The organism is Anaerococcus tetradius ATCC 35098 (genome assembly GCF_000159095.1).
Lineage (GTDB): Bacteria > Bacillota > Clostridia > Tissierellales > Peptoniphilaceae > Anaerococcus > Anaerococcus tetradius.
Genome location: NZ_GG666299.1, coordinates 21,058 through 38,475, shown reverse-complemented (window position 1 = coordinate 38,475; position 17,418 = coordinate 21,058). Strand labels below are relative to the sequence as shown.

General features: G+C 37.4%; 13 protein-coding genes. 6 read left to right on the top strand and 7 right to left on the bottom strand.

The features are described from left to right. Nucleotides 1-38: 38 nt before the first annotated feature. The 6 genes from HMPREF0077_RS07120 to HMPREF0077_RS07095 all read left to right on the top strand — a co-directional run bounded on the left by HMPREF0077_RS07120 (nt 39) and on the right by HMPREF0077_RS07095 (nt 7,530). On the top strand, nt 39-1,493 hold the full coding sequence (locus HMPREF0077_RS07120; RefSeq protein ID WP_004837338.1) for a carbon starvation CstA family protein: 1,455 nt from the start codon (nt 39-41) through the stop codon (nt 1,491-1,493). Nucleotides 1,494-1,547: 54 nt separating this feature from the next. Then, nucleotides 1,548-1,859 (top strand): hypothetical protein, encoded by a 312-nt coding sequence (locus HMPREF0077_RS07115; RefSeq protein WP_040349584.1) that lies wholly within the window; start codon nt 1,548-1,550, stop codon nt 1,857-1,859. Nucleotide 1,860: 1 nt separating this feature from the next. After that, nucleotides 1,861-2,739 carry an ATP-binding protein gene (locus HMPREF0077_RS07110; protein ID WP_155811744.1) on the top strand — a complete coding sequence of 293 codons (879 nt, stop codon included), beginning with the start codon at nt 1,861-1,863 and terminating at the stop codon, nt 2,737-2,739. 3 nt (nt 2,740-2,742) lie between these two features. Further along, nucleotides 2,743-4,422, top strand: a complete 1,680-nt coding sequence (locus HMPREF0077_RS07105) for a hypothetical protein (RefSeq protein ID WP_004837335.1) — start codon at nt 2,743-2,745, stop codon at nt 4,420-4,422. Nucleotides 4,423-4,597: 175 nt separating this feature from the next. After that, nucleotides 4,598-5,293, top strand: coding sequence for an ABC transporter ATP-binding protein (locus tag HMPREF0077_RS07100; RefSeq protein WP_004837334.1), 696 nt, complete (start codon nt 4,598-4,600; stop codon nt 5,291-5,293). Beyond that, nucleotides 5,293-7,530, top strand: coding sequence for an FtsX-like permease family protein (locus HMPREF0077_RS07095; RefSeq protein WP_004837333.1), 2,238 nt, complete (start codon nt 5,293-5,295; stop codon nt 7,528-7,530). Before HMPREF0077_RS07100 ends, HMPREF0077_RS07095 begins: the two co-directional genes overlap by 1 nt. Before the next feature lie 50 nt (nt 7,531-7,580). Here the strand turns inward: HMPREF0077_RS07095 and HMPREF0077_RS07090 are convergent, their stop codons facing one another. From HMPREF0077_RS07090 to HMPREF0077_RS10790, 7 genes are all read right to left on the bottom strand, one after another. Continuing rightward, nucleotides 7,581-11,657 (bottom strand): PolC-type DNA polymerase III, encoded by a 4,077-nt coding sequence (locus tag HMPREF0077_RS07090; protein ID WP_004837332.1) that lies wholly within the window; start codon nt 11,655-11,657, stop codon nt 7,581-7,583. Then, nucleotides 11,647-12,708 (bottom strand): flavodoxin-dependent (E)-4-hydroxy-3-methylbut-2-enyl-diphosphate synthase, encoded by a 1,062-nt coding sequence (ispG, locus tag HMPREF0077_RS07085; protein WP_004837331.1) that lies wholly within the window; start codon nt 12,706-12,708, stop codon nt 11,647-11,649. The genes HMPREF0077_RS07090 and ispG overlap by 11 nt, the downstream gene beginning before the upstream one ends. A gap of 9 nt (nt 12,709-12,717) precedes the next feature. After that, nucleotides 12,718-13,737 (bottom strand): M50 family metallopeptidase, encoded by a 1,020-nt coding sequence (locus HMPREF0077_RS07080; RefSeq protein WP_004837330.1) that lies wholly within the window; start codon nt 13,735-13,737, stop codon nt 12,718-12,720. Between the two features lie 9 nt (nt 13,738-13,746). After that, nucleotides 13,747-14,523, bottom strand: coding sequence for a phosphatidate cytidylyltransferase (locus tag HMPREF0077_RS07075; protein ID WP_004837329.1), 777 nt, complete (start codon nt 14,521-14,523; stop codon nt 13,747-13,749). Beyond that, entirely contained in the window at nt 14,520-15,218 is a 699-nt protein-coding gene (uppS, locus tag HMPREF0077_RS07070; protein ID WP_004837328.1) for an undecaprenyl pyrophosphate synthase, read from the bottom strand. Before uppS ends, HMPREF0077_RS07075 begins: the two co-directional genes overlap by 4 nt. A gap of 200 nt (nt 15,219-15,418) precedes the next feature. Continuing rightward, nucleotides 15,419-15,853, bottom strand: a complete 435-nt coding sequence (locus tag HMPREF0077_RS07065; protein WP_004837327.1) for an Hsp20/alpha crystallin family protein — start codon at nt 15,851-15,853, stop codon at nt 15,419-15,421. 1,134 nt (nt 15,854-16,987) lie between these two features. Beyond that, nucleotides 16,988-17,418 (bottom strand): hypothetical protein (locus HMPREF0077_RS10790; RefSeq protein WP_004837326.1); only part of this gene is annotated, 431 nt, incomplete at its 5' end.

Sequence of the window (17,418 nt, the reverse complement as noted above, 5' to 3'; positions counted from 1 at the left end):
TATAATAAGGTTACAGATAATAATAAAGGAGGAATATCATGACATTATTTATTATCGGTCTTATAATATTATTTGTTGGCGGATTCGTATATTCAAAATATGTTGAAAGCCAACTAGAACCTGACGATCGTGAAACTCCAGCTGTCAGAAAAGCTGATGGAGTTGACTTCGTTGTAATGAGCAAGGCTAAAAACTGGCTAATTAACTTGCTAAATATAGCAGGTACTGGCCCAATCCTAGGACCTATCCAAGGTATCTTGTTTGGACCTATCGCCTTTCTAGCAATTCCAATCGGTTGTGTTTTTGCTGGTGCAGTACACGATTTTTGTACTGGTTTTATTTCAATGAGAAATGGCGGAAGCCAAGTCCCAAAACTTGTAGGTAAATATGTAGGCGAAGGTTGTAGGAAATTCTACAACGTAGTTATAGCTATTCTTTTACTCCTTACTGGTGTAGTATTTGTTTATACTCCTGGAGACTTGATTGCAAACGATATTTTAGGTGCAGATCCTAACTCAAACATTATTTGGGTTATCTATGCAGTAATTTTTGTTTACTACATACTATCAACAGTTCTTCCTATTGATAAACTTATCGGTAGAATCTACCCTATCTTTGGTGCTTTTCTAATCATCTCAGCTATAGGTGTACTTATTGGAATTATCTTTAAGGGAAATGCTGATTTATCATTCAAGGGTCAAGGTCTATTGGCCGAACATCCATTAGGTCAAAAGTTTATCCCATCATTCTTTATAACTGTAGCTTGTGGTATCCTTTCAGGCTTCCATGGCTCACAAGTTACCCTTGTTTCAAGAACAGTTAAAAGTGAAAGAGAAGCTAAGGCTACTTTCTACTCAACAATGATTTCAGAAGGCTTCATAGCTATGATTTGGGCTGCAGGTGCTATGGTTATATTCTCAACAGGTACAGCTGCCCTAGATACTCCTGGTACTCTCATGGTTGGTGAAATTTCTAGATACTTCATGGGTAAGATCGGCGGACTTCTTGCAGTTTTGGGTGTAATCGCCCTTCCTATCACTTCAGGTGATACAGCCTTTAGATCTCTAAGACTTATCATTGCTGAAGAGTTAAACTTAGATCAAAAGAATCCTGGCAAGAGAGCAGGTCTTGCAGCTTGTCTATTCGTTCCAGCAGCAGCTATTCTTTACTTTGCTAAATCTAATCCTAAGGGCTTCAACATTCTTTGGAGATATTTCGGATTTACAAACCAATTCGTAGCTATCTTTGCTCTAGCAGTAGCAACAAGCTATCTAATTTATAACAACAAAAACTACCTAATCACATTGATTCCTGGAATTTTCTATACCTTTATAGTTTTCTCTTTCATAATCAATGTAAAGGGTCTAGGCTTTGGTCAAGACTTCAAGATTGCTTATCCTATAGCAGGAATTATCGCTATAGCTTATGCAATATTCGTTGTTAAAATTTCTAAGAAAAATAAAAATAGAATTGAAGCTATAAAATTAGACTAAGAGAAAAATTAAGTGGGGTGGCAGCTGCCATCCCCTTTTTTAATAGGAGAAACTATGAAATTTATTTTAGACGCCAAGGCCCTAGCCTATCTAGAAAAGAAAAATATAAGGCAAATCTTCATAAATCCTGACCTCGACCAAAAATCAGCATGTTGTGGCATAGGAACAGTAGATTTTATAATCTCAATTAAAAATGAAGATAAGGAAAAATACCTTAATACGAATTTTAATGGGGTTGATATTTTTTACAATCCAACCCTTGCCATGTACATTGACGAAGATAGCCAAGTCGATATTTCAGCCTTCGGTTTCGGAGCCTTCAAGAAATTATATATAGTAAATGAATTTAATTCAATCGAGCGTTAATATGTTAGTAAGAAATGAACAAATCAAAAAATTTATCAGAGATAATCCCCTAGATGAGAGCTTGGATATAAGAATTCCCAACCCAAAATTCACCTACAAGGGTGACAATATTATAAAAAAAGTTATAGCGGCTATCCTTGCAGGAAAAAACATCCTCCTAGTAGGTCCTAAATCTACTGGCAAGAATGTCCTAGCCGAAAATATCTCAAAGCTTTTTTATAGGCCAATGTGGAATGTTTCCTTCCACGTCAATATTGATTCTTCTATCCTTATTGGAACAGATACTCTAAAAAATGGAGAGGTTGTTTTTAGGAAGGGACCTGTAACGAGGGCAGCAGAAGCTGGTGGCTTTCTAATCCTTGACGAAATTAATATGGCAAGGAATGAAGCCTTGGCAACCCTCCACTCTATCCTTGACTACAGAAGGCTAATTGATATTCCTGGCTATGAGCTTATTAAAATCAATCCCGCCACAAGATTTATTGCTACCATGAATTACAATTACGAAGGAACTAGAGAGCTAAATGAGGCCCTCCTTTCACGATTTGTAATTATTGATATGCCTATAATCGAAGAAGCTAGCCTAAAAGAGCTCCTTAAAGAGAATTATCCAAGTCTAAGTGATTCGATGCTTGACCAAGTAGCTAAGCTTTTTTACGATATCAAGAAGAAGGCTGAAGCAGGAGAAATTTCTGATACAGCTATAGATTTGAGGGGGATTTTTGACTCCCTCGACCTATTCAAAGAGGGGCTTGAATATAACGAAGCTCTTTGTATGTGTCTAGTAAACAAGGTCTTTGACCCCTACGAAAAAGGCCTTATAGAAGATGTTATCAAAAGTCGCTTCAAAAAGGACTTATATTTGGGAGATCCAGTCTAGAAAATGAAGGAATCTTTAGGACTTAATCAAGAAAAAAGAATATTCAATCAAATCTACAACGGGGCTAGCTCTTATGATTTCACGCCCCCTCTTATTGGTCTAAAGCTCGATGGCAGGCCAGATTTCTACCTAAACCTAATAATTGGTCTTGCTATAAAATACTTTACTAAGGAGAAAATCGAAGGACTTTTTGCCCTTTGGCAAAATCATAAAAACAGGGATTCCTACGACCTCTATGCCATCTATCTCCTTGAGGATATTTGCTATAAAAAAGAGCTAGACCAAAGACCAGAACTTCTCAACCTTAGAAAATCTTATGCTTCAAGCTTCCTTGCTGATAAGTACGACTTAAAGAGGAAAAATCTTGCTATAAGAGAAAATCTTTATTATTGTCTTGAGATGAAAAAGTGTTCAGATATCCTAGCTACAAGTTATAAGCTAAGTAAAAATGAAACAAATCTTTATGAAAATTTCAAGCTTCCAGCCGATACTAATAAAGATAATCTGGAAGTAAGAATCCTAAACTTATTTGAGAAATTCTTATCCTACAAGGAAAATGCTAGAAAAGCCTGCTCCTTTTCCCTTAACTTTTCCTTCTTTGACCTTAGAGGGACCTATCAACTAGAAAGATCCAACAGGGCCGATATCTTCTCTAATAAGGATAATAGAGGAATCAATCCCCTAGGAGCCTTTATAGCTAGGAGAAAAACTGCCAAAAGAGCTATGATAGTAAGTAGCTTCGGTAAGCCTCTCTTTTCTTACGAAAAGGAAGATTTTATCAACAAGCTTTGTGCTGTTGATAAGCACAAAAAATCCAAGGTCTATTTTAGCTCGGGCCTAGGCCTTAACTTATCAGATAAAATCAATTCCCTAAACGCCAAGGCTCTTGATGCTAATTTAAGCTTCTTTAAGAAAAATGAGCATTTCTATCAAAGGATAATCAAAAATCTTTCTAAAAATATCAAGCTGTCCCTAAAGTCCTTCGATGAGGCAAGCTTTGAGTTAAGAAAGGAAGGAAATCTCCTAGGAAGTCTTGCTTGGAAGAGTAAAATTCCCAACTACCAAAAGATTTTCTCCCAAAAATCCTACGATATTGTAGCGGACTTTAAGGTCGACATCCTCCTTGATGGATCAGCCTCCCTCCTTTATAAGCAAGAAATAGTCGCAAGCGAAGCCTATATCCTATCCAAGGCCCTTGAAGCAAACAAGATTAGCCACAGGATAATGACCTACTCAAGTCTTGGCGACTATACGGTAATAACCTTTCTCAAAGACTTTGGTGAAGAAACTAAGAAAGATAGGATTTTCTCCTACAAGGCCCTGGGTTTTAATAGGGACGGCCTTGCCTACAGGGCTTTATCGACACTCTTTTCAAAAAAAGAGAAGAACCATCTCTTAATCATCCTAAGCGATGCATCCCCTTCAGACATCAAGCCCCTTATTAGCAAGGGCTTTGCCCTAAACAAAGCCTATGAGACTGAAGTCGGTCTTAATGATGCCAAAGAAGAACTCGACAAGTTAAGAATGAAACATCTTTCCATAGCTGGCCTTATCCACAAGGACAATCCCAAAAACGCCTCCTATCTCTTCTATCAAGACTTCGCCTTAGTCAAGGACATGGAAAATCTATCTAGCGTCTGTGCTAGACTTATCAAAAAAGAACTAATCAAGATGAGAAAATAAAATTTCTCCTTATATAGACCATAGCTTAGCAAAGCATGGTCTTTTTTCACCTTGATTTAGGAAATATTTATTAATATCTTCACTAAAATACCCTAGTAATTTATATAAATATATTGATATATCTTTGATTTAATGATAAAATTATGATATAGATTATCACTTTCATGGAGGGCTTATGATTGAAATAAAAAATTTGTGCAAATCTTATGGACAAAAGGAAAATAAAATTGATGTCCTTAAAAATGTATCTTTAACAATAGAAAAAGGAAAAATTGTATGTATCCTAGGTCCGTCTGGTTCTGGAAAGTCCACCCTCCTAAATATTATAGGAGGGATAGATAAGGCAGAATCGGGCGAAGTCATAGTGGCAAATGAAAATCTCGCCAAGATGACTAAGGGTAACTTGGAAGACTACAGGAGAAAAAAAGTCGGTTTTGTCTTTCAATTCTACAATCTAATAAGCGATTTAAACGTCCTAGAAAATATAGAAGTAGGAAAATACCTAGCCAAAGACCCCCTTGACCTTGAAAATTTAGTTCTAGATTTAGGAATTTACGACCAACTCTACAAGTTTCCTAATGAAATCTCCGGCGGTCAGGCCCAAAGAACTTCTATTGCTCGTGCCCTTATCAAAAGACCGGATATACTAATTTGTGATGAACCGACAGGGGCTCTTGATTATGATAGTGCAAAGGAAGTCTTAGTTCTTCTTGAGAAAATGAATCGTGATTATAATTCAACAATCCTCATAGCAAGTCATAATATACAAATTAGCAAGATGTGCGACTATGTCCTTAGCCTCCACAATGGCCTTGTCAAATCCTTCATTGAAAATAAAGAGAAAATTTTAGCAAAGGAAGTGAGCTGGTAATGAAAAATCCAATCTACAAGAGGGCTTATAGGCAAATATACTTCAAACCCCTAAGCTTTATTCCTATATTTGTAGCCCTTTGCTTCATAGTAATATTCTCCTCCTCCTTTTATACAGCCCAAAACTCTACCAAAAAGCTTTACTGGGACCTTGTTGAGAAGGGAAAAGTAGAAGATGCTAACTTTACAAGCTTAGAAAAATTAGACCAAGCAACAATCAAGGATTTGGAAAATAAAAAGGTCAAAGTCTACGAAAATTTTTATGTCGAAGAAAAACTTCCAGGTAAAAAAGACCTCAGGATATTTGAAAATAGGGACTCTATAAATCTGCCTTCAATCTTAGAAGGAAGACTTGCAGAAAAAAACGATGAGATTTGCCTATCAGCTAACTACGCAAGGGCCAACAAAATTAAAATCGGTGATAACATAGTAATAGGAGGCAAAACTTATAAGCTAAAAGGCTTAGTAGCCCTAGCCGACTATTCTACCCTCCTAAAAAATAGCGAGGATTTGGTTATGGATACTGGTTATTTCGGTACAGCTCTTATAGCCAAGGGCGGACTAAAGAATCTTCATGGTCAAATCAAATATCAATATTCCTACCATGACACCGAAAAGCTAGCCAAGGCTAAGGCCAATGATAAGCTAAAGGATATAATTAAGATCGTAAATAAGAAAAATCTAATCCTAGATGCGTCAACTCGCTATGACAATAAGTGTATAACTTATTTTACTGATGATATGGGAGGAGATGTGCCAATGATGACATCAGCTATGATAGTCTTAATCATTGCCATTGCCTTTATTAGCTCCATCCAAGTAAAGACTATGATTGAAGATGAAGCTCCTATTATAGGTAGCCTTCTTGCTTCAGGTTATAAGAAAAGGGAGCTAAAAAGAGCCTATATGCTTATGCCGATTTTCCTCAGTCTGATATCTTCCCTAATAGGAAATATCATAGCCTATAGTCACGGCTACAAGAAATATACTGACCTTTATTACAATTCTTACGATCTACCTAAGTTTAAGGTTACATTCGATTTAAGGTCTTTCATCCTTACTTCCCTTATCCCCCTTATAATATATCTAATAATAAACTACCTTGTTATTAGTAAGGCTCTAAAACATGAGCCTATTGACTTTTTGAGAAATACAATCAAATCTCCTAAAGCAAAAACTAGGCTAAGGCTTGATAAATTTTCCTTCCTAAATAAGTTTAGGATAAGGGTAATCCTTTCCAACAAGGCAAATATTGTTAGCCTTATCTTTGGTATAGGTCTTGCCAATATCTTGTTGATTTATTCCCTATCCCTAAAGCCGATTTTTTATGACTATGCTTCTAATATGAAAAACTCGATGAAGTATGAGCATAATTATATAGTTAAGACTTCCCAAGAAAATATCAAGGCTGATAAGCTTACCCTATCCACCTTAAAACTAGTAGATCATGATATGAAAAAAGTCCAGACCCTAGGAGTTGATGAGAAATCCAAGTATCAGAATCTCTCCCTAGCTAAGCTAAAGGATAAAGAAGTTATAATTTCTTCTGGCCTTGCCAAAAATTATAAGTACAAAATAGGAGATAAGATAAAACTTGTCGAGGCCTTTAATGATAAAGAAATAATCCTAAGGGTCTCTGCGATTGATAGAAGCAACAAGCAATTTCAATTTATAACAAGAAGGGATATCTTAAATAAAATCATAACCAAGGATAAGGACTATTTCAATTGCTATGGGTCGGATAAAAAACTTGATATTAACAAGGATTTACTAATGACAGAAATAAATAGAGAAGAAATGGATAAGTTTATGACCCACTTCATGGATTCATTTGGTGGAATTTTCGAAACTTTCTTAGTTATTACGATTATCTTCTACCTCATAATATCCTTCCTTGTTGCAAGCCTTATAGTAGATAAATCAAAAACTAATATCTCCTATCTAAAGATATTTGGCATGAAAAATCGTGAGAGTACGAGCATCTACACGAGTCCTATTTTTGCCATCTTGATAGTTTTTGAGCTATTAATTATTCCCCTTATTGACTTTTCTATCAAAAAGCTAATGCAACTTGCCCTTACAAAATTTGATGCTTATGTAGATGTAAACATCCCCCCAATGATATACTTCAAGGCCATTTTCCTAAGTCTTCTCATCTTTATCTTCGTTCAACTCCTAGAAGAATTTAGGATATCAAGAATAGATATGGTCAAGGAATTAAAAATTATAAATGGATAATAACTCTCACAAAAAATCGCCCTAGGTCGGGGCGATTTTTTAAAGGATAATTAGAATAAACCATCAAACAAGGATATTTGATTTTCTTCTTGGATGCCATCAATTATGCCCAAATTTTTTAGGCTGGTGATGGCGTTTTTATTTACTGAAGTTCTATTTTTTAAGTCTTCTAGGGAAATAAATTCTCCCTTTTCCCTTTCCCTTACTATATCAAGGGCCATAGCCTCGCTTACATCATCTACTGCAGATAGGGGTGGGAGTATGTATCCCTTCCTATCACTTAGTAGAAACTTCTTAGCATCTGACTTGTAGATATCAGCCTTTTCAAGCCTTATATCCCTAGCTGCCATCTCCTCACTAACTTCGAGGACTGTCCTTATCTGCTTATCCCTTTGAGTAAGATCGTAATCCCCTCCAATCTCAGAGAGGGCTTTTTGGATTTCACCAAGTCCCTTAATAATTGTTGAATACTTAAAATCGTTGATCTTTGTATTAAAGTAAGTTGCATAGAAGGCTTCAGGATAATAAACCTTGTAGTAGGCAATCCTATAGCTCATCAAACAATAGGCGACTGCATGGGCCTTAGGGAAGAGATATTGAATCTTTAGGCAAGATTCTATATACCATTCCGGCACACCATTATCCCTCATATAAGCAAGTGTTTCCTCAGAAAGCGACTTGCCCTTCCTAACCTTCTCCATTATAGAGAAGGACTTTTTCTTGTCAAGTCCCTGCTGGATAAGGGCATTCATGATATCATCACGAGTAGAGATTATCTCATCAAAACTTGCTATCTTATTTCTAACTAGGTCTTGGGCATTATTTAGCCAAACGTCCGTTCCATGACTTAGACCAGAAATTCTCGTCATCTCAGAAAACTTGGTAGGATAGGCGTCCTTGAGCATCCCCCTTACGAAGTTTGTTCCAAATTCAGGAATACCAAGAGTACCTATCTCATTATTAGAAAAATCGTGTTTGATATCAAGAGTTTCTGTCGAAGAGAAAATCTTCATAACTCTAGGATCACCCATAGTAATTTCCAAAGGATTAGTTCCTGTCAAATCTTGAAGGGCCCTAATTATAGAAGGCACATCGTGGCCCAAAAGGTCGAGCTTTAAGAGGGTTTCGTGCATCATATTGTAGGTAAAATGAGTAGTCTTGATATCTCCCCTCCCATCATCTGCTGGATATTGGATAGGACAGATATCGAAGATTTCTATATCATCTGGAACGACAATAAGACCTCCTGGATGCTGACCAGTTGTTCTTTTAACATCCTTTAGTCCTCTTTGAATCTTTCTTACTTGGGCGTTGGTAAATTGGATTTGATAGTCTTCGCTATATTTTTTGATATAACCAAAGGCGGTATTGTCTTGGATAGCTCCGATTGTTCCTGCCCTAAAGACCTTACCCTCACCGAAAAGCTCTTCTGTGTACTTGTGGATGGTTGGCTGGTATTCGCCGGCGAAGTTAAGGTCTATATCTGGCTCCTTATCACCCTCAAAACCAAGGAAAACTTCGAATGGTATGTTATGACCATCTTTTTTCATCATAGTTCCACACTCTGGGCAGGTCTTGTCTGGATAGTCGATTCCTGCTCCCAAGAGGTCATCTTCAAAAAACTCTGAATGTTTACACTTTGGACAAACATAATGAGGTGATAGTGGGTTTACTTCTGTAATATCAGCCATAGTAGCAGCAAAGGATGAACCAACAGACCCACGGGATCCTACCAAGTAGCCATCTTGGTTGGACTTTCCTACAAGTTTTTTGGCTATGATATAAAGAACGGCATAACCATTAGAAATAATAGAATTAAGCTCACGGTTTAGCCTATCTTCTACGATTTTTGGTAGAGGATCTCCATAAATTGAGTGGGCCTTGGCAAAGCAAGTTTCCCTAAGCTCAGTATCAGAGCCTTCTATTTTTGGTGGGAAAGTTCCCTTAGGAATCGGTCTAATATCTTCTATAAAATCGACTATCTTTTTAGGATTTCTTATAACCACATCTTCCGCATCTATAGGACTTAGATAAGAGAAGTCATCCATCATCTCCTTAGTCGTCCTTAGATAATAGAGGGCTTCATTCTCGTGGTATTTGAAAAATTGACCCTTGTGGAGAATATTTCTTAGGATATACTCATCCTTTTGCAAATACCTAACAGCCCCTGTCGCCACAGCAAGCTTATTGTCTTCTTTAGCAAAAGCTAAAATCTTTTCGTTTATTTCCCTTACTTGGTTGAAATCACGAAGCTTACCCTTATTTACCCTATCGTTAAATACTCCTAGGGGTGCCATTTGATAAAAATCAAAAAGCCCACGAATTTTGTCTATATCCTTCTTATTTCTCTTATTTTGCAAGTAGGAAAAGAGCATGCTCTCATCAGAACCAGACCCTAATAGAAGACCTTCCCTGTACTTTTCAAGGACTGATAGGGGGGTTTTTGCCTCATCATTGAAATATTTCATCCTCGATTCTGAGATAAGCTTGTATAAATTCTTTAGACCTATCTTGTTTTTGGCAAAAACTGTAGCAGAAAAATATTCATGCTTAGCCTTTGGCCAATAGCTTTTAAGTTTATTTATTGAGCTTAGGTCAATCCCATCTTCTTTCATTATCATTTTAAACATCTTAATAAATATTTGGGCAGTAGCTCTCGCATCATCGCTTGCCCTGTGGTGGTTAAAGGCAGGAATTTCTAGCTTTCTTGCTATCTTATCTAGGGAGAATTTCTTCATATCGGCAAATAAGGCTCTTGCCATTGGCAAGGTATCAAGATATAGAGGATTAAAATCAAGACCGAGCCTTGTGCAATTTTCCCTAACAAAACCCACATCGAAGTCGGTATTTTGACCAACTAGGATAGAACCTTGGCAAAATTCCAAAAATCCCGGCAAGACTTCCTCGATTTTTGGACAGGACTCCACCATTTGATTAGTAATGCCAGTTATCTCTGTGATTTTTTCTGGAATAAGCATTTCTGGATTGACAAGCTCGTTGTATATTTCGCAAATCTTGCCATCAATCACCTTACAAGCTCCTATTTCAGTAATCCTATCCCTATAGCGAGAAAGTCCCGTTGTCTCAAGGTCGAAGACTACAAAGGAGCCTTCCTCGATTTTCTTTATAGGAGGGACTTCCTCATCAGAAAGATTGGTCAAGACCCTTAGCTCGTCATCTACAAGGAGAAGCTCAGCTCCCGGAAGCATCCTTATGCCTTCCTTACTAAGACTATCATAAAGATCTGGCAGAGCTTGGAGAGTTTCAGTATCAGTAATTCCAACAGCTCCCATCTTCCATGCCTTTAAAGTTCTTAGCAAATCCTTGTTATCGACAAAGCCATCAAGGTTGGTCATCTTGGTATGAATTTCAAGCTCGATTCTCCTATCAAGAGCAGTATCAGTTCTCTTAGCCAAGATATGATCAACCATAGAGCTTATAGTAAAGACATCTTCCCTAGAAAAATTGTCGTAATTCAGTAGGCCTTCAACCATTACCTCAGAGCCTTCTCTAAGGGGTTCAAGCTTAAATTTGTTCTTATCATTAGCAAAAAGCTTACAAGAAATGGCATCCGTCTTATCTTCGAGGTCGAAAGTATATATATAATAGCCATTTTTCGTTTCCTTTTCGCTTATGCCATAAACTTTTCCAACGAGTGCTGAAAGAGTGCCCTTTCTTTCGTAGATGTCCTTGATATCAATTGGATCGGACTTAATCTTCTTGCCGAAATTAATCTCTTCGACGTGGACTTCGACTGCCTTTTCTTCATTCCTATTTTGTATAGTCGTATCAATGGCAGACTGGACCTTGGCTTCCCTTTGCCTTAGGAGAATTTCTGTTTCAGTAAGCTTATCTTCCCCCTTCTTATCAGAAGAAAAATCAGCCTGCCCTTCATCTTCGATATCCTCAGCTAGGGCCAGTCCCTCTTTCTCTTCAATTTTTTTCCTAAGATTAAGTTCAAGCTTTACAAAGGAAAAATAATCGTAGATTTTTTTCCTATCCTCTTCGCTAAGAGCCTCCCCTTCTATATCAAGGCTTAGGATTTGAGTTTTTTCATAGAAAATGGCCTCCATTACAAAAAACAAACCACTTTCTACATCTAAGAAATCAGCAAGGTCAATTTTCATTTTCTTTACTTTCTTGTAGAACTTCTATCAAGGTATCGACAATTTCTTCTTCTTTTACCTTCTTGATTGTCTTTCCATTTTTGAAAAGAAAGCCCATACCATTAGCAGCAGAAATTCCATAATCTGCCTCCTTGCTCTCGCCAGGGCCATTGACAGGACAACCCATAATAGCAACCTTAGAAGATATATCAAGTCCACCTGTTTTCTCCTCAACTTCCCTTACTATGTTAGGAAGATCGACTGTAGTCCTTGAACAAGTTGGACATGACACAATATCGACTCCTTCACGTCTTAGATTAAGGGCCTTTAGGATTGCCTTTCCTGCCTTGACTTCTTCTAGGATATCTCCAGTAATTGAAACTCTTATAGTATCGCCAATCCCATCCTTTAGCAAAGAGCCAATACCTATTGATGATTTAACAAGGGCTTGATAGAGAGGACCAGCTTCCGTAACCCCTAGGTGGAGGGGATAATCGCAAGATGCTGATAACTTCCTATAAGCATCTATCATTGTATTAACATCTGACGATTTAACAGAAATTTTGATATCGTGAAAATCAAGCTCTTCTAGGATTTTAACTTCTTCTAGAGCAGAAGCTACAAGGGAATTAGCATTGACCCCACCGAATTTGTCGACAATTTTTCTTGATATTGATCCGGAATTAACACCTATTCTAATAGGAATCTTTTTTTCCTTGCACTTTTCTACAAGTTGCTTCACCTTATCAGACCCACCAATATTTCCTGGATTGTACCTTAGACAATCACATCCATTTTCAACTGCGGCAAGGGCTAACTTATAATCAAATTGGATGTCTGCTACTAGGGGAAGATTAGTCCTCTTTTTGATTTCAGAAATAGCCTCGGCATCTTCGATAGAATTAATAGCAGACCTCGCTATATCACAGCCCGCCTTTTCTAGGGCGTTGATTTGTGCGACTACCGCATCCACATCACTTGTCTTTGCTGTCGTCATTGATTGGACAGAAATAGGAGAGTCACCTCCAACTGCAACATCTCCTACATAAATCTTTCTAGTTAATTTTCTCATTTTCTCTCCTTAGAATAAATTTATTATATCTTTAATAGAAATTAATATTATCAAACTTATTAAAACTACAAAACCTGCTAGGGTAATTTTTTCTTCAAACTTCTTGTTGACCTTCTTTCCTGTAAATAACTCATATAGAGCACTTACAATCTTTGACCCATCTAGGGCTGGTATAGGAAGAAGGTTAAAAACTCCGAGGTTGACACTGATATAGCCTAGAAAATACAATAGGCTCATAAGACCATTTTGGGCTTGGTTACCAAGCTCCTTTACAACACCAACTGGGCCGGAAAGGGCTGAGAAGGCAATTTTTCCTGTAAAAAGCTTGCCTAGGATAATAAAAATTAGGGCTATATTCTTGTAGGTCTCAACAAAACCAAGCTTGATCGCTTCAAAAAAACCTACCCCTCTTAGCTTAGCTTCAATACCAAGATAAACTCCACCCTTTTCCTTCTTAGGAGAAAGGTCGAAATTAAGCTTTTCCTTTGAGCTTTCCCTATACACTTCAAGCTCGATTGTTTTTGTAATGTCCTTATCCTTGTAATAAGCATTAAGAACTTGGGAAATATCGGAGAATTTCTCAATCTTTTCCCCACCCAGACTTAAAATCTCATCACCAACTTCAAGACCTGCCATCCTTGCACTAGAATCATCCGTAAAATTTCCTATAACATTAGTAGCCACACCTGTATTAAGGCTCACTATGAAAAAAATCACGACTGCAAGAATAAGGTTCATCATAGGCCCTGCAAGAATTGTAAAAAACTTGCTCTTGGCATCTGCCATGTCATAACTTCTAGGGTCGCTACTTTCCTCATCTTCCCCTTCCATGGCACAATAACCACCAATAGGAATAAGCCTTAAAGTATATAGGGTTTCCCCCTTTACCTTCTTCAAAATAGCAGGGCCCATGCCAACAGCAAACTCGTTTACCTTAATGCCTGAGGCCTTTGCAATAATAAAATGTCCAAATTCATGAATCAAAATCAAAAATAGGAACATGATTATAGCTATAATAATTTTAGTCATCAAATCTCCTTATAAAACTGAAAATAAATACAAAACTGGAGCAATAAATAACATAGAATCGAACCTGTCGAGGATTCCCCCATGGCCTGGAATAATATGGCCAAAATCTTTAACTCCAGTCTTTCTCTTAATATATGAAGCTATCAAATCGCCAATTTGCGACAAAATAGCTGCAATAATAGTAAAAATAATAAGCTCGTAAAGCTTAACACCGAGACCAAACTCCCTAACAAAAATCACATTAAGAAAAATCGCCCCGACAATCCCTCCCAAAGAGCCTTCGATAGTCTTGTTTGGGCTAATATGCTTGATAGATTCAAACTTATGCCTTCCCATAGTCGAACCAACTAGATAAGCAAAAGTATCAGACCCCCAAGCTGTTATATAAAGTAGCCAAACATAATTAATATCCTTTATCCTCAAAATATGACTCATCAAAAATGACACATAAAGAAGGACAAAAGAAGTCGCAAAACCATCATACAAGCTATATTTAGGTCTAAAAATTATATAAATCATCATGCACAAAACTGAAAGCACGAGACTAATTATATAAAGATCAGAATTATTCACAAAAGCTGCAAGCATAATTAGGGTGTTTATAAGATACAAAAGCTTAATAGGTAACTTGATATCAATCCTTGCTAAAGCCTCCTTAATCTCGTGAAGGCCCACAAAAGAAAAAACCATCACCCCAACAGCCAAGGGAATCCTACCCAAATAAGTAATAAGGACCAAAAGAAAAAGGATAACAGCCCCACCTATTGCCCTATTAAACAAATTCATGACAAGGCCCCATATCTTCTATTCCTCTTAGCAAAATCTGCCAAGGCCTCATCAAAACAAGCCCTATCAAAATCTGGCCACAAGGTATCCGTAAAATAAAGCTCCGCATAGGCAAGCTGGTAAATTAGGAAATTGGAAAGCCTTAGCTCGCCACCTGGCCTAATCAAAAGATCTGGATCAGGCTGATCTTTTGTATAAAGATGAGAAGAAATCATCTCTTCTGTCAAATCTTTACTAGCTACTCCCTCATCAAGCATTTGTCTAAAAGCGTGAACCAATTCATCACGACCCCCATAATTGAGGGCTATATTTAAAGTAATAGCATCATTATCCCTAGTATCCTCCATGGCCTTTAGGCAAATCGCCTTAGTCTCAGGTGGAAGCTTGTCCAAATCACCAATAAAATTAAGCTTACAATTCTCTCTCATCAAAATATCAAGCTTGCTATTAATAAACTTAATTACAAGCTTCATGAGGTAGTTGACTTCATCATCAGGCCTTTTCCAATTCTCAGTAGAAAAAGCATAAAGACTAAGATACTTAACCCCACATTCCTTAGCATATAAGCAAATGTCTACGACCCTATCAGCCCCATTCTTGTGGCCATAAGTCCTAGGCATAAATCTCTTCTTAGCCCATCTCCCATTGCCATCCAAAACAATGGCAACATGAGTTGGAATATTAATCTTATCCATAAAACTTCCTTTATCTTTAATCTTAACTCATTATACTCAAAATGACTGGCTTTTTCTATTAATAATAAGGATCAAAAAAGCTTCTCCCTTAAAGAAGAGCCAAGAAAAATAAGAAAGCAAAGACAAAAACTTAAATATAAAAAACCTTCTAGAAAAAAACACATACAAAAACTCCCCAGCAAGCTGAGGAGCCTATAAATCTATTTAATCTCTATCTTCTTTTGAGTATCTTTTTCCTTTAACTTTGGAATCTCGATTTCCAAAATACCATCTTCTAATTTTGCAGCTACATTTGCTTCATCAATATTTGGAAAATACATTGACCTTGTCATTCTCTCACTAGTTCTTTCCTTGTGGATATAATTTTTTTCCTTGTTACTATCGTCCTTTGAGCTAGTTTTATTAACTGTCAAAGTAAGTTGACCCTTGTCGAGATTAATATCAACATCTTCCTTCTTGATACCAGCAAGCTCTGCCTCTACTAAATACTTATCATCATCCTCTGAAACATCTACCTTAAAAGTAGACTTAAATACATCGCGTTTATCTAGATCATTTCCAAAAAACGCATCTACCATATCATAAAAATCTTCGTAATTTCTTAATCCATTATTTCTTCTCATTAAATTTGTCATAATATACTTCCTTTCATAGTGATACGTTTATTATAAGTCTTAGCACTCGTTACACTCGACTGCTAACTTCTTACACTCATAATATACTAGGAAGGTCAGAGTTAGTCAAATTATTTTTGAAAATTTTTATAACTTTTATAAGAGGAGAGTCGCAACGTGAGGATCTTCCACATGTCATCCAGAGGAGCGAAGCGACGTAGGGATCTTTTCCTTTGACATCTTTTGTTTGCTTGGTCCCTAGACTTACTAGTTAGATTCTCCTCACTTCGTTCGTTCGAAATGACAGATGGCTGGACTGTCATCCTTAATGGAAGTATCACAGTGAGCAATGCGGCAACCCATGTCATCCTAATTGAATTGTCACTATGAGCAATGCGTCACCCAATGTCATCCCGAACGAGCAAGCAAGCTTGCGAGGAGGAATCTCTTTTTTTGTCGTCTTATGTTTGCTTGACTTGTAGACTTACTGATAGGATTTCTCGTCGCTTCCCCGTGGAAGCTCTGTCGAAATGACATACAACCCTGTCATCCTTAATGGAAGTGTCACAGCGAGCAATGCGGCAACCCATGTCATCCTAATTGAATTGTCACTATGAGCAATGCGTCACCCAATGTCATCCCGAACGAGAAAGCAAGCTTGCGAGGAGGGATCTCTTTTTTTGTCGTCTTATGTTTGCTTGGCTTGTAGACTTACTAATAGGATTTCTCGTCGCTTCCCCGTGGAAGCTCTGTCGAAATGACATACAACCCTGTCATTCTTAATGCTGTTGTAACAGTGAGCAATGCGTCACCCAATGTCATCCCGAACGAGAAAGCTTGCTTTCGAGGAGGGATCTCTTTTTTTGTCATCTTTTTTCTCCCCGGCTCTTAGTTTTACTAGTGATATTCCTCGTCGAAATCTACGATTTCTCTGTCGACAGTGGTTTTCGGATTCTCCTTAGCGGATCATCTCGAAAACCTTGATTAAGGTCTTCCATCAATTCACTTGCGTTCATTGTGGCCAGAACCATTAGGAATGACAGAATAATGCATCATTACGAGGAAGATAATTAGGAATAAGGGACTTTATTATAGGATTTTTTGCAAAAGAAAACTCGGGCTTCCCCGAGCTTTCTCATCTACAAATCTTATAGATTAATCATTTTTCTTTTTCTTGAATGTCATAAACAAAGCACTTGCTGCTGAAACTAAGCTTGCTGTTACTAAGTTCAATGATTCAACACCTGTCTTTACATTAGGGTTGGTATTCTTAGCTTTATTTTCTGCTTGTTCTTTGTTTTCTTTTTCTTGTGGAACAGGAATCTTTTTGCTAGGTTCAGCTTCTTGCTTCTTGCCTTCTTTTTTCTTTTCAGGACTTGGATTTTCCTTAGAAGGTTTTTCTTCTGAAGATTTTCCTGGTTCACCTGGCTTTTCACCTGGTTTTCCTGGATTCTCTGTGCCTGGATTTGTTCCAACTTCTCCTGCTTGTGGACTTGGACTTGGACATGGACTTGTTCCACTTCCTCCTGGTTGTTCTGGATTTGGTTGTGGAGCTGGTGGGTTGTCTGGTTTTTTGTCTTTCCAGA